The organism is Danxiaibacter flavus (assembly GCF_041060425.1).
GTDB classification, from domain to species: domain Bacteria; phylum Bacteroidota; class Bacteroidia; order Chitinophagales; family Chitinophagaceae; genus Danxiaibacter; species Danxiaibacter flavus.
Map to the genome: position 1 here is coordinate 38,429 of NZ_JAULBC010000001.1, position 19,224 is coordinate 57,652.

Here is a 19,224-nt window from a genome sequence, read left to right on the forward strand (position 1 = left end):
TCGTGAATGTACAAAGTAAAGAGCAGTGGCTGAAAAATCAAAACGGAAGTAGAGCAAAGCTTAAAGCTTAAAGCCCAAAGCCCAAAGCTTAAAGCCCAAAGCCTAAAACCCAATGCCTAAAGTTTAACGTCATTTAGTAAGAACATTTAAAACTCCAGCGAAGCTTGCTGTTTGTAGAAGATCCGAATTTAAATTGTCATCGGACTCCATCGAAGTTTCCTGTAACGCTTAACCGGTAGCTCTTAACGGAGCTTAAACGCGTTTATTTCTTATTTCTGCAAACAGGTGCTCATATGATGCAAGCCCGACGGATTGTTCTTGACTAAATGAGATGGGCCAAAAGTCCTTGACTTTAACCTTAATCCTTAAGCCTAAAACTCAAAACCACGCTCTAATGAAGGCTTATAGCCAATAAAAATGCCAAACGTCTGTTTCAAAACGTTTGGCATAAAAAAAGTTCCTTTTCTGGTTTTAAGCTTTGAGCTTTAAGCTTTCAGCTTGCCTCTCTAATCTTCTTCAACACTTCCTTTAGCATAGCGTTTGATAACACCACGGCCACTCTCACGAATGAACGTGATGATCTCATCTCTTTCATCACTTGCTGTAAACTCTTCCTCAATAAATTCCAGTGCCTGGCTTATGTTCAGGTTTTTGGTGTAAATGATGCGGTAGATGTCAAGGATATGATTGATCTTATCCAGTGTAAATCCTCTGCGTTTTAATCCTACACTATTAACACCTCCATAACTAAGTGGCGTACGAACTGCTTTAATGTAAGGAGGTACATCTTTGCTAACAAGGCTGCCACCGGCAATATAAGAGTGCTGACCAATATGAACAAACTGGTGAACAGCACAAACGCCTGCAATAATAGCCCAGTCGCCCATTATTACGTGACCTGCCATTTGAGAGTTGTTACTCATAATGCAGTTGTCGCCAATAACACAATCGTGCCCGATATGGCTGTAAGCCATAATGAGACAATTGTTACCAACTTTGGTTTTATACCTGTCAACGGTACCGCGGTTTATGGTAACAAATTCACGGACTGTTGTATTGTCTCCAATTTCAACGTAAGTTTTTTCACCGTTAAACTTCAGATCCTGCGGAATAGCTCCCAAAACTGCGCCTGGAAAAATGCGGCAGTTTTTACCGATCCTTGTGCCTTCCATTATTGTAACATTACTGCCAATCCAGGTGCCCTCGCCTATCTCTACGTCCTGATGTATTACAGTAAACGGATCGAGCTTAACATTCGTGGCCAGCTTTGCATTGGGGTGAATATATGTATGGGGATGAATCATGCAATAATGTTATTATTTGCTATTTGTTTTTTAGCGATGATAAAAAATATGCCGGAAGCATTTTTTTTCCGGCATGCAAAAATAAACTTATTCAAATAACTTAATAATGATTTAACTTCTCTTCACAACCTGGGCTACCAGGTCTGCTTCTGTTGCCACTTTGCCGCCAACATAAACAGTTCCTTTCATTTCGCAAATTCCGCGACGAACGGGTGCAGAAAGCTCCATTTTCAGGATCATTGTGTCTCCCGGAACCACTTTTTGCTTGAATTTGCAATTATCTATTTTAAGAAAGTAAGTGTCATATTGTCCCTCAGGCATCGCATTAATACAAAGAATGCCACCGGTTTGCGCCAATGCTTCAATTTGTAAAACGCCTGGCATCACCGGGTTATTGGGAAAGTGGCCCTGGAAGAACCATTCATTCACAGTAACATTTTTTATGCCCACGATATGATTATCAGAAAGCTCGATAATCTTGTCTACCAGAAGGAATGGAAAACGGTGTGGTAACGTTTTCTCAATATTTTCCTGGTTAAATACCGGCGGTAATGCCGGGTTATAAACAGGAACATCTTTAACGTGCTTATTCTTCTTAATATACTGTTTGATCTTTTTTGCAAACTCAACGTTGGTGCTGTGACCAGGTCTGTTTGCTATGATCCGTGCTTTAATTGGATAACCTATCAGGGCCAGGTCACCTACAATATCCAGTAATTTATGCCTTGCAGGTTCGTTAGGGAAACGCAGTTCAAGATTGTTCAGGTAGCCTTCGCTCTTAACTTCAATTTTATCGCGCTTGAAGATTTTTGCAAGACGTGACATCTCTTCCTGAGTTACCGGTTTATCAACTACTACGATCGCATTATTAATGTCGCCACCCTTAATCAGGTTATGCTCCATCAGCATTTCCAGCTCGTGCAAAAAGCAGAATGTACGGCATGGAGCTATTTCAGCTCTAAAGTCACGGATTGTTTTCAGACCTGCGTGTTGTGTGCCAAGGACGGGGCTGTTGAAATCGATCAGCGTCGTTATCTGGTAATCCACGGATGGGAGCGCCACCATTTCAACGCGTTTTGCTTCATCGTAATGGTAAATATTCTCATCCAGGCTGTACCATGCCTTTGCAGCTTCCTGTTCTACTACGCCAGCCTCTTCAATCAGCTCTATGAATGGTTCGGAGCTTCCATCCATAATCGGAATTTCAGGCCCGTTTAAAGAGATCAATACATTATCAATACCCATTCCAACCAATGCAGCCAGAAGATGTTCTACTGTGCTTACTTTGGCATCACCCACCTGCAAAGTTGTACCACGGCTTGTATCGGTAACAAGATCGCAATCGGCCTTAATAACCGGCTTATTGGGCAGATCCACTCTTTGAAACTGAATACCAAAACCCGGGTTGGCTGGATGCAGTGTCATATCTACAAGAATGCCGGTATGCAAACCAGTTCCGCTGATATTGGCTACAGCTCCCAACGTATGCTGCTTATCCGGATTGAAAGTTGCGTTCATAAGTTAATTTTAAAACGTGATACCGCCGGAAATCATGGTTTGTTTATTATTCCGGCTTTGTCAGGGGTTGCAAAGGTAAGCATGAATGAGAAAAGGTAGTAACCGTGATGATGCGATTTTTGTAAATAAAGTCACAAATCATTCATTGTCAATATTCTGCAGCCAAATGAAAAATGGCCCATCAGGTGAACTAACAGGCCATTTTAAATATATTTAAAAATCTAGATTCCTATTTTTTCAGCCATCAACTGTTGAATCAATTTTTCCAGTTCAGCTACCTTTTTTTCCAGCTCAGGTAGTTTACGGGTTATGGCCTGGCTACGCAAAGCGCTGGTGTAATCGTGCGCGGGTGAACCGGTTACAGCTGAATTTGGCATTTTTATAGATTTGCTGACACCGCTCTGGGCATTGATTTTACTGCCATCGGCTATATGAATGTGTCCAACAATACCTGCCTGGCCACCAATCATTACATGATTACCCAGTTTAGTGCTTCCACTAACGCCTGCCTGAGCAGCTATAACGGTGTTGTTGCCCACTTCAACATTATGTGCTACCTGGATAAGATTATCCAGTTTTGCACCGGATTTTATCAGCGTTGAACCGATGGTGGCGCGATCTATTGTTGCATTGGAGCCTATCTCAACAAAATCTTCTATTACAACATTGCCAATCTGGGGCACTTTTTTATAAGAACCGTCAGGCTGAGGTGCAAATCCAAATCCATCGCCGCCTATAACGGTTCCTGCATGAATGGTAACATTTTTACCAATCTTGCAATCGTGATAAATTTTTACACCCGGATGAATAATTGAGTTATCGTCAATAGTAACGTTGTTGCCAACGAATGCTCCCGGAAAGATTTTTACATTATTTCCAATTGTTACATTGTCTCCCAAATAAGCAAATGCGCCGAGGAATACGTTTTCACCCAGTTTGGCTGAGGCTGAAACATAGCTTGGTTGCTGAATACCGGTTAATTGCTGTGTCATTAATTCCTGGTACTTATTCAGTAAACCTGCAAAAGCACTGTAAGCATCAGGAACCCTTATTAGCGCGGCCTGTACCGGCTGTTTCAGTTCCAGGGATTCATTTATAATTATTACTGACGCCTGTGTTGTGTATAAGTGCTCTTCGTATTTGGGGTTAGCCAGGAAGGCAAGCTGGCCAGCCTTTGCTTCTTCGATTTTTCCAAAAGAACCTACCAGGGCAGAAGCATCTCCTTCTACCTTTCCATCGATTAGCATGGCTATTTGCGCGGCGCTGAATTGCATATATTGTTGTTAGATATGTATTTTTTATTAGTAGTTTAAGGCAAAAAAGTTGAGTTATACGCTGCTTTTTTGTTTAACGCCCGGCTATTTTAGCAAAACGCCCTACCCCTTCAATGTGCAAATGTAAAATTTTTTAACCTGCGTAGAAAGAGTTTGATGGATAAGCGGATTATCAACCTTAGAAATATCCTTTACTGCTCCATCTTTAAATAAAATATTAATGTGTTCATCGGCTAATTTGTAGGTGGTGTTGGTGGCCTCGCCGCTAAACACAAAGAACGCAGCCTCTTCAAGTGATATATTCAAATTTTTTGCTGTTTCAGCTCTTTTCTCCATCAAAACGTGTTCATTTACCGGTTCAGACTGTATAGAGCATTTTATAAGCCTTCGGTTTAATATGCCTTTACATAAAGTTGAAAGTATCACATCCGTATGCTTGCTCCATAGTTTAATGGCAAACATCAGGTCGTTATCATCCATACTACAAAATAACTCCAGCGCTTGTTTGTCGGCCATACCGGCTCCATTGCCTGATAAAAAGTAATCTAACGGAGAATTCGTCTTTAAAAGTATGTCGGCGGGTGAGTAAATGGCCCGGGCGCGTTCAATAATTTTAACAAGCATTTTTTCTGCGGCCAGCACAGCCTTGTGCAAATACACCTGCCAGTACATCTGGCGACGGGCGACGAGAAATTTTTCAACGCTGTAAATACCTTTTTCTTCAACCATCAATTCGTTATTGTGAACGATAAACATTTTAATAATGCGATCGTAACCAATAACACCTTCGCTAACGCCGGTAAAAAAGCTATCGCGGGTTAGATAATCCATTCTGTCTACATCCAGCTGGCTGCTGATCAACTGATGAAGAAACTTTTTATGATAGTGACCTTTAAATATTGCAATCGTCAGATCCAACGCCCCATTCAGCTGGTTGTTCATTTCATGCATAATCTGCAGGCTGAGATGCTCGTGATGAGCGCCCTGAACAAGTGTTTGCTCCAGCGCATGTGAAAAAGGCCCGTGACCAATATCGTGTAGCAGGATCCCGGCCTTAACCGCCGTATCTTCTTCAGGTGTTATTTCTACGCCTTTGCTTTTTAGTTCGGAAACTGCATTGCACATTAAATGATAAGCGCCGAGGGAATGATGTAATCTTGTGTGCACCGCTCCCGGATAAACAAGCTGCGCCAGGGCCATTTGCTGAATGCGTCTTAACCTTTGATAATATGGATGAGCAATTATGCTGAATATTAGATCATTGTGTATTGTAATAAAGCCATAAACCGGATCGTTAATGATTTTTCGTTTAGAAGTGGGCATGCTTGTTGCTTATTTGTTAAAACAATGCGCTGTGAAATATTCAAAAGTAACATTTGTATTTTGCACTTGACGTTAGAAGTTATACGTTATAAGTTGTACGTTTTACGTTTATTGGCGCGAAAGAAATATTTTAAGAGGGAAATTTTCGCTCCAATCTTTGCTAAGAAAAACGTACAACGTGCAACTAAGTTGTAAGTTTTACGTTATACGTTTATTGAAACGAAAGAAATATTCTAATAAGGTAATTTTCGCTCTAATCCTCGCCTAAAAAAACGTACTACGTACAACTAAGTTGTAAGTTTTACGTTATACGTTTTACGTTTATTAAAGCGAAGGAAATATTCTAAGAATGTAATTTTCGCTCCAATCTTTGCTAAGGGAAACGTACTACGTGCAACTAAGTTGTAAGTTTTACGTTGTACGTTTTACGTTTATTAAAGCGAAGGAAATATTTCTAAGAATGTAGTTTTCGCTCCAATCTTTGCTAAGGAAAACGTACAACGTAAAACTTATAACATAAAACTTATAACGTACAACTTCACTAGATTTATAGACGAACAACAATTTAACTATGGCATTAGGTAAAATTTTGTGGGTTGATGATGAGATTGAAAGTCTGCAATCGCAAAAGATTTTTTTGGAACATAAAGGCTACGAGGTACAAACACTTACCAACGGTTTTGAAGCCATAGATTTTGTAAAGGAAAATCCGGTAGATGTTGTTCTGCTGGATGAATCAATGCCTGGAATAACAGGATTGGAAACATTGGCAAAAATTAAGGAGGTAAGTAAGCATATACCGGTGGTGATGATCACCAAGAATGAAACGGAGAACCTGATGGATGAGGCGATCGGTAGCCAGATAACCGATTACCTGATCAAACCGGTTAATCCAAACCAGGTGTTGCTTGCCTTAAAAAAGATCATCGACAACAGGCGACTGGTTGCGGAAAAAACAACCAGCTCTTATCAGCAGCAGTTTAGAAATCTGTTCATGGCGTTGAATAGTAATCCTGATCACGACGAGTGGATGGATATTTATAAAAAGCTGGTGTATTGGGAGCTTGAAATGGAGAAGAGCGACAGTCCTGAAATGCAGGAAGTGTTGTTATCTCAGAAACAGGAAGCCAATACAGAGTTCTTTAAATTTATCAGCAGAAATTATGCGGATTGGCTTCATCCAAAAACAGCCAATGCACCGATCATGAGCAATTCGCTGTTCCGGTTTAAAGTATTGCCGCATGTTGATAAGGAAGCGCCAACTTTTTTTATTCTGATAGATAATCTCCGGTTTGATCAGTGGAAAGCTATACAACCTTTCTTTTCTGAGAATTTTCGCATCCTGGAAGAAGAGACTTTTTACAGCATTTTACCGACTGCTACACAATACAGCCGCAATGCCATATTCTCCGGCCTGTTGCCTGTAGAAATAGAAAAGTTGTATCCCGAACAATGGAAGAATGATGATGAAGAGGGTGGAAAAAATATGTTTGAGGAAGAATTTCTCCGCGGCCAGTTAAAACGTCTTAAAAGAGATGATATAAAGTACAGTTATACAAAAGTGATCAATCATAACGATGGTCAGCAATTGGTGAACAATATTCACAATCTGCTCAACAACGATCTGAATGTGATCATTTACAACTTTGTTGATATGCTGAGCCATGCAAGAACGGAAATGGAAGTGCTGAAGGAGTTGGCCAGCGATGAGGCAAGCTACCGCAGCTTAACAAAGAGTTGGTTTGAACACAGTCCGTTAAACCAGGCGCTGAAAAAAATTGCTGATAAAAAGGTCAATGTGATCCTGGCTACGGACCATGGCAGTGTGAAAGTAAAAACACCGTGTAAAGTAATTGGCGATAAACAAACAACCGCCAACCTGCGCTATAAGCATGGACGTAATCTAAATTATGAGCCTAAAGATGTACTGGCATTCAGAAATCCAAAGGATGCGGGGCTTCCGGTGCCTAACGTAAACTCCTCTTATATCTTTGCCAAAGAAGATGGTTTTTTGTGCTACCCTAATAACTACAATCATTACGTTAATTATTACAAGAACACCTTTCAGCATGGTGGCATAAGTATGGAAGAAATGATTGTGCCTGTGGTGAAGATGATGAGTAAGGGCTCTTAAAAGTTATACGTTGTAAGTTATACGTTGTACGTTTATTGAAGCGAAGGGTAACGGAGAAGTTGTAGGTTGAAAGTTATACGTTTATAGAAAAGAAAGATAAATTCATAAGACATATCCTTCGCTCCGGTAAACGTATAACGTACAACGTATCACTTACAACTGCTTTTGAATCTTCCCAAAAGGTGTACACTTAACATTTTCTACTCGTATCCATTTTGCTTCAGAACACCATTGTAAGAATTTAATGCTCTGTTAGGAATAGGAAATACGGATCTGTCTTTTGAATCTGCAGCCTTATCCCACCATTCGTTACCAAACCTGTTCCAGCGCACAAGATCTGTTCTTCTATGACGTTCGCCTATGAATTCACGTCCAAGCTCGATTATAAACTCATCGTCTGTTAATTTGCTAAGATTAGAAACGTAACTATTCGACTGCCATTTATCATCGGGAAAATTTCTTTTACGAACTGCATCAAGTAACTGAGCTGCGCCGGCCTTATCACCTGCACGGTATTTGCATTCACCAAGTGCATAGTAGATTTCAGCCAGTCTTATCTCCGGAGCTGAATTAAATTGAAATAAATTTTGAGTCATTGGCAACCATGGAAATTTGAGTAAACGTACACCGGAATTTTCTTCTCCCGTGCTTACATGAGAGCCTTCACTCCATCTGCCATTAGGTTTTTCTGAAAAGCGGCCAACCTGGTCTACAAAAATCAGGGGCTTGTTATTGTATTCTTCTGTACCATTTACTTTCAGATTATAATTATAGCCGAAACCTTTAGCTGAATCGAAAGCGTATTGTTGACCAATTAAAAAGAATCCATCATACGAATCGCCCTTGGCGGTAGTTTTGAAAGGTTGTTTTCTTTTATCGTCTTCTGAATATCTTTCATATGGCATGCCCAACTTGTAGTTATATAAATTGCCAGCAAGGTCGCGGGATGGAGTAAGATGAATCCCGTTCCATCCACCCCAGTCGTTGTCCAGAGAATATCTCTCCTGATAATGCATCATAGCATTGTACATCCAGCTGAATTCGTAAATATTTTTGGCGTGCGGAAACTCAAAAAGATTTTCCGGAGATCTGTAACCGTTAACCCCCGACCTGAAAGGTCCCCGGTAATCGCTATCAAGACTGTATGAGCCATAAGTACCTTTTATAATATCCCCGGCCACTTGTGCACACTCACTATATTTAGCAGTTCCAATATATTTTTCAGCATTAAGATATAAACGTACTAATAAAGCAGCTGCGCTTCCCTGATCCCAACGGCCGGCTCTGCCATTTTTAGGCAATCCGGGAATAGATTCCTTAATCTCTTTTTCAATAAATGCAAATACTTCCTCCGGCGTAGATTGAGGTTTTATTTCCTGGGGCTTTTCAATAATAGGAACAGTTCTGAAATAATCTATGAGAAACAAATAAAACCATGCACGCAAAGTTCTTAATTCGGCCATATGCTGTGCTTTGTCAGCTTCTGTTAAACCAAAAGATGGATAGTTTAATCGTTGCATGTCATTGAAAATGACATTTATTTGAGCAATTCCCTGGTAAGGACCTACCCAGCCGCCATTAATATGACCATCGTCCGGTGTCCATGTATGACCGTGAAGGCGTATCCAGTCTCCCCCATCATAGCCATGTTTGCCTTTTTGGGTCCACACAAACTGATCTGCTGTTAGTTCAGAAATTACCCATCTGTCACCATCCCATCCGCACCAGTGTGCATGTTCGTAAGGGCGAACCAGTGCTGCTATAATAGAATTTTTATCTTGATAATAATTACTTGCTACAATGTCGCTAAAGGGTTCTTCGGCAAGCTTGGTACATGAAGAGCCTGTAAAAATTACAAGCAACAGAATATATAAGAATTGTATTTTTTTCATCTGTTTAGGTTTTCGTATTTACTTGTTTTGGGCAGTTGTAATTTTAAGGGATCATTTAAAAATTGATCTGTGCACCAAGTGTGAAATTTCTTGTAATGGGATAAACGCTCAGATCTCCATAGCCGGGTGTAAGTCCGGTAACGCCAACAGTTGTAGGATCGAGCCCGGAATATTTTGTAATGGTAAATACATTTCTTACAGTGCCATAAATCCGTAGATTTTTTAAGACGCTGCTTTTGATTGCAGGGCTCCATCCTAATGTTATATTGTCAAGCTTAAAGTAATCGCCGGGTTCAAGAAAATAATCGCAGATCACTTTGCCTGATGTGATTTGACCATTGCGTGTATAAGCGTCTTTCAGCAGGTTAACACCTGGTTCTGCCTGCAGGCCGAAATACATCTGATAAAGGTTGATGATTTTATAATTAAACCTTCCACGGAAATATAGAGAGAGATCAAAATTTTTATAGTTTAAGCTATTACCCCAGCTTAATTCATAATGAGGCGCCCCGTGACCAAGATAAACCCTGTCTCTGTCTGCATTTGCTTCGTTTGTGGCATCAATTTTTTCTTTGCCTACAATTCCGTCTTTCCAAACCTGGATATTGCCTTTGTCATCTATGCCTGCATATTTGTATCCATAAAAGCTACCTATTTCAACACCTGGTTCCAACCTGTAAGCAGGTCCGGGATTTCCTGGTGAAGGAAGATATTGGTCGTAATAGTAATTAGCGTGATACTGATCGTTAGACCAGGTTTGAACCTTTGTTTTTATATACGAAGCAATAACATTAGTGCTATATGCAAGGTTCTTTGTTTTTAATACGTTCCAGTTAACATTTAGTTCGAGTCCTTTGCCAGAAGTAGTGCCAACGTTAACGAACATTTTTTCATGAGGATAAGGCCCCACAGGTACATCATATTCGGAAATCAAAGCCTTCGATTTTCGATCGAATGCCTCAATACTACCGCTTAGTTTGCTTTTAAACAGAGAGAAGTCTATCCCTATATTATAAGCAATGGCTTTTTCCCATTGAAGGTTAGGATTAGGATTGTTGCCCGGGCCATATACTCTTATCCATTGACCCTGATCATTCTGGTATCTTCCATAACCGGAATATTTTGCTAATGCGGTGTAGCGATCAAAATTAGACCTGCCTGTTTCTCCATAAGAAACCCTGAATTTTAATTCATCAAGATTTTTAACCGATTGAAGCGCGGGCAGTTTCGTTATGCGCCATGCCCCGGAAACAGCAGGAAAAAGACCCCATTTATGGTCATCGCCAAATTTGGTGTTTCCTTCATAACGCGCAGATGCTGTTAAATAATAGGTTTCATCAAAATTGTAGGTAATGCGTCCCAGGCCAGCAATTACTTTTTCCTTGCTTCTCCACGAACTCATGACGTCGTCCATTCTTATTGCCTGTCCGTTACCCCAGTCCCCCTGGCCTATGCTGTTATAAGTAAACGCATCAGATAAAAAGCGCCTGTTTTGTATCCATGAACCATCATTGTTAAATTCCTGGTATGAGTAACCACCCATTGCTTTAAAATCATGTTTTCCGGCGCGTGTAGAATAATTACTGGTCCATTCTACTGTATAGTCTTTCCAATTTTCATCTTTCAGTCTTGCGCGTCCGGTGAAGCCGCCATTAACTGATTCTGCTGATTTGGAGGAAAGATATTCGTGCCTGTTCATGGTTTGTGACTGATGAGCAAGTTTTAATTCCGAGTACAAATTTTTTAGGATGTTCAATTTGAAGTTAATATCAACAATGGCATATGTTCTATCCGCATTATTGTCTCTTGTTTTCAGGTCCTGAACCGGATTGTAAGTGTCATATCCTTTAAAAGTATTATAGTTTAAAGGGTTGGCCGGATCCATAATTGGTGCTGTAGGGTTGAGTTTTACAGCCATTTTAAATGCATCATAGCTTATGTCGTCTCCACCATAAGGATATTGCTCCTTAACTGCGCGATAAGAGAAATTACCGCCTACCTCTAAAAGACCATTCAGCGCTTTTTGCAGGAAATTAGCCCGAAGACCATATTCTTTTCTATCACTCACAATATCTATAGCTTGCTTGGTTCTGTAATTGCCGGAAATTCTGAACAATGAATTTTCATTGCCACCGGAAAGAGATAAGTAATGATTTTGACCCACGTTATTATAACGGATCAATTCATTGTACCAGTTGGTGCTTGCACCAAGGTCCTGATCTCTTTTATGAGCGAGAAATTCTTCAGGTGAGAGCATGTCTGGTTTTGCGGCAACAGCATCATGTTCCACATAGCCATCGTAAGACATACTAACTTTGCCAGCCTTACCTTTTTTCGTTTGTATAAGTACAACTCCATTGGCGCCGCGTGAACCGTAAATAGCCGCGGCAGAGGCATCTTTTAAAATAGAGATTGATTCAATATCTTGTTGTGCAAGATTGCGAATTTCTCCACCCGCCATTCCGTCTATAATAATCAGTGGGCCATTTCCTGCTTTTAATGATGACGCACCTCTTACCTGGATGTCAGTTGACCTGTTTGGATCTGCTGCTGCAGGGTTTGAAACAACTACACCGGATACTTTTCCATCAATCAGTTGTAACGGATTATTAATCCCGCCTGACAAAAAATCTTTATTACGTACGGTTGTTACAGAACTGGTCAATTCTTTTTTCTGAACTGTGCCATAGCCCACAACTACTACTTCTGTCAGTTTCTTCTCGCCTTCTTCCAGTGTGATATCCAAAACCGATTTTCCATTGATATTCACTTCCTGGGTTTCATAACCTGTCATGCTTATTACCAGCGTTCCTTTACCGTTTGGAACGTTAATGCTGTAAAAGCCTTCTTCATTTGTGGTTGCTTCAATAGTAGTCTTTTTTAGATTAACAGAGGCATTGTGCAGTTTCTCATTTTTGGGGCCTTTTACTGTTCCTGTTATAGTTACTGCTGATTGTGGTGAGCCTGGATTGGAAAAAAATAATAAGGTTACACATGCAATAAACTGAAGACCTTTTTTTAGCAGATAAAGCTTTTTCTGCCTGAATAAATTTACATGTCTGTTTTTAATACAACAAGCTACATTCATGTTATTGATTTTAAGGTGAGAAAGTCTTAGTTGTTTTGGACTTATTAGCTGACAACAATGTTTTAGTTGGTGAGAAATTACGCAACAGCTAACCTGTTATGTTTAATAGTATTCTTTATTGATTTCAATGTCAAATCTATTTTAGCAAGTTTTCTAAAGTTGTTAACAGACACTAAACGGATAGTTAACGGACATTAAACGGGGCTGCACGGTCTATTTTTTGTGTGTTTATAACGGTAGCTTAGCGAGCGCGTTGTTAGCACAGTGATATGCATGTGCGAAATTGCTGCTTCTTGAATCCAACCTATTGTTTGTGAAGAAGAATAACTCTGTTGTGTTTATTATAATCTCGCTATGCTGCTTTTTGTTGCTTTCTGCAGTGCAGTTTTATCTTGTCTTTAATACATACAAGCTAAAGAACCAGTCTTACTATTACGTTGAAAAAGAAGCGATCAAAGAAGCGTATATGAAGTTGATCCGGAATGATAAGTTGTATCCCGGCGGACAAGCGATCATAGATAGCATTTTGAATCCACAACTCCGCGAACTTATTCAATTGCGGAAATCGGATATACAGCTATATAATACCAAAGCAGCTTCCATTATGAATGTGCTGGTTTACGAATTGCGGCTGAAAGAATCTCTCTCAGAATTTTTTGTTTATTTCAGAAGAAAACAAGGTATTAAAGAACCGCTTGTTTATGCATTGTATATTAATGCAATCGATTTGGTTATCAGCAACAATCAGCACATACCGTTGTATGATAAGCAAAACAATGAATTGGCAGCATCGAATGACGAACAGGATTTTGCTGGTATCCGGATCGGTGGAACCTTGTCCCGGCCATCAAAATCTAATCTTGTCACAGATATGATCGTAAACCCTGACAAGCCATTGCAATACCATATTTCTTTTTCACTGTATGTAGATTCTGTTGCGCATTTTAAAACAATAGTGCTGCAAACCATACCCGTTCTTTGCCTTTCGATCGGGTCAATTCTTGTGATCGGAATGTTGTTTTTTATCACTTTTAGAAAATGGCAATCGCAAAAGCAGCTTTCAGAAATGAAATCCGATTTCATCAATAATATTACGCATGAGTTTAACACACCTCTTGCGGCAATAATGATTGCAAACAAAAGTCTCAGGAATGATAAACTCATAAAAAATCCCAATCAGGTTGCACTTTCCTCGGAGATTATTGAGCGGCAGACAAACAGGCTTAAACAGTTAGTTGACCAGGTACTCGATGTGGTTTCTTTCAGCCGCTTTACGCTTCATTGTGAACAACGGTCGCTTCATACTGCCCTTAGTGAAATAATTACAGATTTTAAAGCAAGATTTGATAATGAAATCATTCAAATAAGATACAATCCCGGCGCTGGGAATGACTGCATTTTGTTTGATCAATTTTATTTGACCACATTGGTCATTAATATACTGGACAATGCAGTCAAGTATAATGAAAGTAGCGTTAAGTGGATAAACATTTCTACAGATGATAATGAACAATGCGTGTGTTTGCGTATTAATGATAACGGCCAGGGAATGAGTGCGGAAACACAAAAAAACATGTTCATGAAATTTTATCGAAACATAGAAACCTGCCGTGATACGAGACCTAAAGGAATTGGATTGGGTTTGTACTATGTGTACAGAATTGCAAAAGCGCATGGCTGGAAAATAAAAGTTGAAAGTGAATTGGGAGAAGGTACTATGTTTGTGCTCATTATTCCTAAACCTGTAAATTAAAACTCCTATGATTGCCAGGTTACTATTAGTAGAAGATGAAATTGATCTTGGTAATATCACAAAACAATACCTGGAACTTGTAGACTTCACGGTTGACTGGTGCACGACGGGCAAAGATGCCCAACGCAAAGCATGCAGCGACAGTTACCATCTCATTATTATTGATATCAATCTTCCGGACATTAATGGTTTTGAAGTAGCATCCTATATAAAACAGCATGCCGCTAATATGCCCTTTTTATTTCTTAGTGCAAGGCGTGCAAAAACTGACAGGCTAACGGGGCTGAAATTAGGTGCAGATGATTATGTGACCAAGCCGTTTGATATAGATGAATTGGTTTTACGCATCAGGAACATCATTAACAGAAACCGTGGGATGGTTCCCGGACATCCCTGTTTGCAGATTGGCGATTTTTGTTATTATCGCGATACATTGAAACTCGTTGTTGGTGGCAATAAAGAAATCTCGCTTACTCCACAAACCTCGCGGTTACTGGACTATTTATTAAGCAATTCCAACCGTTTATTAGAGCGAAAGGAAATTCTCGAGCACGTCTGGGGAAGCAACGATTATTTTTTAGGCCGCAGCCTGGATGTTTTTATGTCCCGCCTTCGCAAATACCTCAAAGGAAACGAGTTAATCAGCATAAGTAATGTGTACGGTGTTGGTTTTGTGTTTAATGTGAAAGCCTAGAGCTTAAAGCTTAAAGCCTAAAGCGTAAAGCCCAAAACTATTTGTACTCACTGCTAGATTATCCATCACAAAATACGATTTAGGCGCTGAAACTTATAGTTCAGACTAAACATGCCCGGTTTTAAGCTTTAGGCTTTGCGCTTTAAGCTTGCTTCCCCTGTGGCTAACCTGTGGATAAAACGGGCATTGTATCCAAAAATTGAAGGTAAATTTGCGGTTGATTAAAATTAATTGGGGGATCGGATAATGAAATATACGCAAGCAAACCTGGATAAGCTGGGAGATATTTTAGGTGAATCTGACTACGTGGTTCGATATGAGCGCGGGACTTTCCAAAGCGGATGGTGTTTGCTTGAGCAGAAAAAAGTGGTTGTTTTAAACAAATTCCTGAATGTAGAGGGACGAATTAATACGCTGTTAGAGCTGATCCCGCAAATAAATATAGACTTCGACAGACTCACGCATGGCTCTCAAAAGTTATATGAAGAAGTATTAAAAAGGGCCAGTGTTGCCCAGGCTGAAGAAGCTGATGCTCAGCAGGAGCCTCTGGTCGAGAGCCCTAAGGATGAAACTGCTGGACAGCAGGATCTTCCGGCCGAAAGCGCTCAAAATGAAGCGACTGAAACAGAAGGCGAAGAGAAAGAACCTGAAACTGAATAGCTTCGACGGCTGTTGGTAAAGCATTAGTCCTTATTTTTGACGCGTGCAAACAACATCTACCTTAAACATAACTTTCCTTGGAACCGGCACAAGCAGTGGTGTGCCAATGATCGCATGCAGTTGCGAAGTTTGTACTTCGCCAGACAGTAAGGACAAAAGGCTGCGTTCCTCCATCCTGGTTGAATCTCCGAAAACGACACTCGTGATTGACACTACTCCGGATTTTCGTCAGCAGATGTTACGCATCAACAACAAAAAACTGGACGCAGTAGTATTCACACATCCTCATAAAGATCATATTGCCGGCCTGGATGATGTACGGGCATACAACTATTTTCAGCAAAAAGAAATGGATGTATATGCCAATGCACTAACGGAAGAGTCGTTAAAACGCGAATTTGCATATGCTTTTTCTGATAAGCGTTATCCCGGTGTACCGGAATTAAATCTGATCACTATTGATGAGACCGCATTTAATGTTGGCGAGATAACCCTACAACCTGTTACAGTCTGGCATCACAAAATGCCTGTGTTCGGTTTTCGTTTTGAGAAGTTTACTTATATAACTGATGCCAATAGGATAGATGATGTAGAAAAAGAAAAAATTAAAGGATCTGAGGTGCTGATCATTAACGCGTTGAGACATCAGCAACATATTTCGCATTTTACATTGAGTGAAGCTATACAACTTGTGGATGAGCTAGAAATAAAGCAGGCGTATATAACACATATCAGTCATCAATTGGGCAAGCATGAAGAGGTAAGCAGGGATCTGCCTCCACACATTCATCTTGCTTATGATGGATTGAAACTGGCGGTATAGCCGCATCTGCGAAATTCAACCCGGTAATAAACCCAATAAATATGAACCCCGTTAACTGGAAAGATTATCTTTCTTTCTCCAAAAAAGAGCGTATTGCAGTGTTTGTCCTGCTAGCACTGATTTTCTTACTGATTATAATTCCGCATCTTCTTCGGGACACCAAAGAGCAAATCGTTATCGAAGAACTCTCTGCGAACGACAGTTTAAATGTAGCCCAGGAATTTCCGAAGTCCATTACCAACGATGGTTACGACAGTGCCGGTTCAGCGCAGCACGAAGAAGCAAAAAACTTTTCTGTTTTCTATTTTGATCCGAATGCTCTTGAAGAAGCAGGTTGGCGAAAACTGGGAGTGAATGAGAAAACGATCAGCACAATTTTACATTATCGTCTTAAGGGCGGAAGGTTTAGAAAGGCCGGGGATTTGAAGAAAATATACGGTCTGTCAGCAAAAGATGCAGAACGGCTGGTGCCATATGTGCAGATCTCCGATGAAGTTTCTGTTAAACCTGCTGATAAGAAAAATGAAGTTTCAAAAGTTGGTGCCAGGAAATTGCTTGTCATCAATGTCAACTCCGCCACAGCCGGAGATCTGAAAACATTGCCAGGCATTGGAGATGTGCTGAGCGAGCGAATAATACGCTTTCGCAATAAGCTGGGACACTTCAGTTCTATTGACGAGGTAGGCAAAACATATGGCTTGCCGGATTCGACCTTCCAAAAAATAAAGCCATATTTAGTTTTGGAGTGATTTTTATGGTATGATTTTACTAGATTTATGCTAACAAATGTTAGCGTATGGATTTCACCTTAAGCGAGCTGACCAGCCAGGTAGCAGAAACAGCAAGACAATTTGCACAACGCAAGATCAAGCCACATGTAATGGAGTGGGACGAGCAGCAGATTTTTCCTGTAGAACTTTTTAAGGAAGCCGGCAAACTCGGTCTTATGGGCGTACTTGTGCCCGAACGCTATGGCGGTTCCGGGCTGTCTTATTTTGAGTATAAGGTCATTATCGAAGAGATTGCCAGGGTTTGTGGATCAATCGGGTTAAGCATTGCTGCACACAATTCTCTTTGCACCAATCATATTCTCACTTTCGGATGTGAAGATCTTAGAATGAAGTTCCTGCCTAAGCTAGCTTCCGGCGAGCATATTGGCGCCTGGGGATTAACGGAAGCCGTGACCGGAAGCGACGCTGCAAATATGCAAACAACAGCAACCAGGGATGGTAAGTATTGGATATTGAATGGAACCAAGTGCTGGATCACGCATGGTAAATCAGCAGATATTGCTGTAGTGATCGCAAGAACCGGGGAACCGAATTCGAGAAACAACAGCACTGCATTTATTGTAGAAAGAGGAACGCCGGGATTTTCTGCCGGAAAAAAAGAAAATAAACTTGGCATGCGCGCCAGTGAAACAACGGAAATGATCTTTGATAATTGCCGCATTCCGGATGATAACCGCATGGGTGAAGTGGGAGATGGCTTTAAACAGGCATTAACCATACTGGACGGCGGAAGGATCTCAATAGCTTGCCTGGCACTCGGTATTGCAAAAGGAGCCTATGATGCCGCCCTGCAATATTCTAAAGAACGACACCAGTTCGGACAGCCAATTTCGAATTTTCAGGGAATCAGTTTCAAGCTTGCCGATATGGCTACAGAGATCACAGCCGCTGAGTTATTAATCCTGCAGGCTTGTGACGGCAAAGTTCGAGGAGCCAATATTACCCGTCAGTCAGCAATGGCGAAATATTATGCTTCTGAAGTCGCCGTAAAAGTAGCAACCGATGCAGTACAGATCTTCGGCGGATATGGTTATACGAAAGATTTTCCCGTAGAAAAATTTTATCGCGATGCAAAACTCTGCACCATTGGAGAAGGCACTTCGGAAATACAGAAGATTGTGATTGCGAGAGAGGTGTTGAAGTAGTGAATAGTGAATGGTGAAAGGTGAAAGGTGCCGCAGGTTGTTTTTTTTGAACAGGCCTTTGGTAAAGTGCGAATGTAGAAGTACGAAGTACGTTAAGTGAGTCAACATATCGCTTGCGCCAAGGTTCTCATTCGCCGTGGTTCGTGTCTTACGAATCTCAGGTACAATAAATGGTTCGTGAGACACGAACCACGGCTTCGCAAATACTTTTCAGTTCTCTCAAAGCCCTGAAGGGCGGCAGGCATTAGCGCAGGGCAACGCCCTGTGAAAAATAAACCATGCGATCGTTCGCCATGGTTCGTGTCTCACGAACCACAAGTGTATTAAAACCCGAAACAAATTTTATCGAAACAATTTTTAATCTCTATGCCTAAGCACACAAAAACACATCAGATAACACTAATTGCTGAAAAGGGTGATGATGCTTTATGGGGGCGTATTAAATATGACGATGACCTGATTGTTGTTATCGGTGAAACCACTGGGGGAACTTAAGCGTAAAATCGAAAAGACACTTGTAGATCTGCATGGATTTCTGCCGGCAAACTATCGGAGGTTCAATTTACAGTCGTTTCGAATAACCACAAAGGCTGCACCTAATCTTTAGATTAATCACAGCCTTTGTTATAAAAAGTATCAGATGAAGTTAATGATGTCGAGTTTAATCAACCACTTCCACCTTTCACTATTGACTATTCACTTTTCACGTCTTCCAACGGATAGCATTAACAACAAAGGCTGCAACTAATCTTCTGATTAATTACAGCCCTTGATATAAAAAGTATCAGATGAAATTAATGATGTTGAGTTTTAATCAACCAGTTC

General features: G+C 40.6%; 14 protein-coding genes. 8 read left to right on the forward strand and 6 right to left on the reverse strand.

The genetic code is table 11. From position 1 onward, the window contains the following. Positions 1–506 precede the first annotated feature (506 nt). From lpxA to QTN47_RS00185, 4 genes are all read right to left on the reverse strand, one after another. Entirely contained in the window at positions 507–1,304 is a 798-nt protein-coding gene (gene lpxA / locus QTN47_RS00170; protein WP_369327273.1) for an acyl-ACP--UDP-N-acetylglucosamine O-acyltransferase, read from the reverse strand. A gap of 111 nt (positions 1,305–1,415) precedes the next feature. Continuing rightward, a complete protein-coding gene (locus QTN47_RS00175) occupies positions 1,416–2,822 on the reverse strand; it encodes a bifunctional UDP-3-O-[3-hydroxymyristoyl] N-acetylglucosamine deacetylase/3-hydroxyacyl-ACP dehydratase (RefSeq protein WP_369327274.1) in 1,407 nt (468 codons plus the stop codon). Between the two features lie 221 nt (positions 2,823–3,043). After that, complete coding sequence (gene lpxD, locus QTN47_RS00180) at positions 3,044–4,096, reverse strand: UDP-3-O-(3-hydroxymyristoyl)glucosamine N-acyltransferase (protein ID WP_369327275.1); 1,053 nt, start codon at positions 4,094–4,096, stop codon at positions 3,044–3,046. A gap of 102 nt (positions 4,097–4,198) precedes the next feature. Beyond that, positions 4,199–5,419, reverse strand: a complete 1,221-nt coding sequence (locus QTN47_RS00185) for an HD domain-containing protein (protein ID WP_369327276.1) — start codon at positions 5,417–5,419, stop codon at positions 4,199–4,201. A 571-nt stretch (positions 5,420–5,990) separates the two neighbouring features. Between QTN47_RS00185 and porX the strand changes: the two genes are divergently transcribed. Next, the gene (porX, locus tag QTN47_RS00190) at positions 5,991–7,553 is read left to right on the forward strand and encodes a T9SS response regulator signal transducer PorX (RefSeq protein ID WP_369327277.1); all 1,563 of its coding nucleotides are present in this window, start codon (positions 5,991–5,993) and stop codon (positions 7,551–7,553) included. A gap of 200 nt (positions 7,554–7,753) precedes the next feature. Here porX and QTN47_RS00195 read toward each other — a convergent pair whose 3' ends face one another. Further along, positions 7,754–9,445, reverse strand: a complete 1,692-nt coding sequence (locus tag QTN47_RS00195; protein WP_369327278.1) for a RagB/SusD family nutrient uptake outer membrane protein — start codon at positions 9,443–9,445, stop codon at positions 7,754–7,756. Between the two features lie 55 nt (positions 9,446–9,500). Next, positions 9,501–12,533 (reverse strand): SusC/RagA family TonB-linked outer membrane protein, encoded by a 3,033-nt coding sequence (locus QTN47_RS00200; protein WP_369327279.1) that lies wholly within the window; start codon positions 12,531–12,533, stop codon positions 9,501–9,503. 313 nt (positions 12,534–12,846) lie between these two features. On the opposite strand from QTN47_RS00200, the gene QTN47_RS00205 reads away from it, so the two are divergent. From QTN47_RS00205 to QTN47_RS00235, 7 genes are all read left to right on the forward strand, one after another. Beyond that, positions 12,847–14,286: a sensor histidine kinase gene (locus QTN47_RS00205; RefSeq protein WP_369327280.1), complete on the forward strand. Its 1,440-nt coding sequence runs from the start codon at positions 12,847–12,849 to the stop codon at positions 14,284–14,286. Between the two features lie 7 nt (positions 14,287–14,293). Then, positions 14,294–14,980 (forward strand): response regulator transcription factor, encoded by a 687-nt coding sequence (locus QTN47_RS00210; protein ID WP_369327281.1) that lies wholly within the window; start codon positions 14,294–14,296, stop codon positions 14,978–14,980. A gap of 246 nt (positions 14,981–15,226) precedes the next feature. After that, positions 15,227–15,640 (forward strand): hypothetical protein, encoded by a 414-nt coding sequence (locus QTN47_RS00215; protein ID WP_369327282.1) that lies wholly within the window; start codon positions 15,227–15,229, stop codon positions 15,638–15,640. A 43-nt stretch (positions 15,641–15,683) separates the two neighbouring features. Continuing rightward, complete coding sequence (locus QTN47_RS00220) at positions 15,684–16,463, forward strand: MBL fold metallo-hydrolase (protein ID WP_369327283.1); 780 nt, start codon at positions 15,684–15,686, stop codon at positions 16,461–16,463. 41 nt (positions 16,464–16,504) lie between these two features. Beyond that, positions 16,505–17,212: a ComEA family DNA-binding protein gene (locus QTN47_RS00225; RefSeq protein ID WP_369327284.1), complete on the forward strand. Its 708-nt coding sequence runs from the start codon at positions 16,505–16,507 to the stop codon at positions 17,210–17,212. A 47-nt stretch (positions 17,213–17,259) separates the two neighbouring features. Then, positions 17,260–18,399 (forward strand): acyl-CoA dehydrogenase family protein, encoded by a 1,140-nt coding sequence (locus QTN47_RS00230; RefSeq protein WP_369327285.1) that lies wholly within the window; start codon positions 17,260–17,262, stop codon positions 18,397–18,399. 366 nt (positions 18,400–18,765) lie between these two features. Further along, complete coding sequence (locus QTN47_RS00235) at positions 18,766–18,894, forward strand: hypothetical protein (protein WP_369327286.1); 129 nt, start codon at positions 18,766–18,768, stop codon at positions 18,892–18,894. Positions 18,895–19,224: the final 330 nt, after the last annotated feature.

What these genes read in the sequence shown, in the direction of transcription:
- QTN47_RS00185 (WP_369327276.1), bottom strand. Translation starts at nt 5,419, where the DNA reads ATGCCCACTTCTAAACGAAAAATCATTAACGATCCGGTTTATGGCTTT.
- QTN47_RS00215 (WP_369327282.1), top strand. Translation starts at nt 15,227, where the DNA reads ATGAAATATACGCAAGCAAACCTGGATAAGCTGGGAGATATTTTAGGT.
- porX (WP_369327277.1), top strand. Translation starts at nt 5,991, where the DNA reads ATGGCATTAGGTAAAATTTTGTGGGTTGATGATGAGATTGAAAGTCTG.
- QTN47_RS00235 (WP_369327286.1), top strand. Translation starts at nt 18,766, where the DNA reads ATGCCTAAGCACACAAAAACACATCAGATAACACTAATTGCTGAAAAG.
- QTN47_RS00225 (WP_369327284.1), top strand. Translation starts at nt 16,505, where the DNA reads ATGAACCCCGTTAACTGGAAAGATTATCTTTCTTTCTCCAAAAAAGAG.
- QTN47_RS00200 (WP_369327279.1), bottom strand. Translation starts at nt 12,533, where the DNA reads ATGAATGTAGCTTGTTGTATTAAAAACAGACATGTAAATTTATTCAGG.
- lpxD (WP_369327275.1), bottom strand. Translation starts at nt 4,096, where the DNA reads ATGCAATTCAGCGCCGCGCAAATAGCCATGCTAATCGATGGAAAGGTA.
- QTN47_RS00210 (WP_369327281.1), top strand. Translation starts at nt 14,294, where the DNA reads ATGATTGCCAGGTTACTATTAGTAGAAGATGAAATTGATCTTGGTAAT.
- QTN47_RS00195 (WP_369327278.1), bottom strand. Translation starts at nt 9,445, where the DNA reads ATGAAAAAAATACAATTCTTATATATTCTGTTGCTTGTAATTTTTACA.
- QTN47_RS00175 (WP_369327274.1), bottom strand. Translation starts at nt 2,822, where the DNA reads ATGAACGCAACTTTCAATCCGGATAAGCAGCATACGTTGGGAGCTGTA.
- lpxA (WP_369327273.1), bottom strand. Translation starts at nt 1,304, where the DNA reads ATGATTCATCCCCATACATATATTCACCCCAATGCAAAGCTGGCCACG.
- QTN47_RS00230 (WP_369327285.1), top strand. Translation starts at nt 17,260, where the DNA reads ATGGATTTCACCTTAAGCGAGCTGACCAGCCAGGTAGCAGAAACAGCA.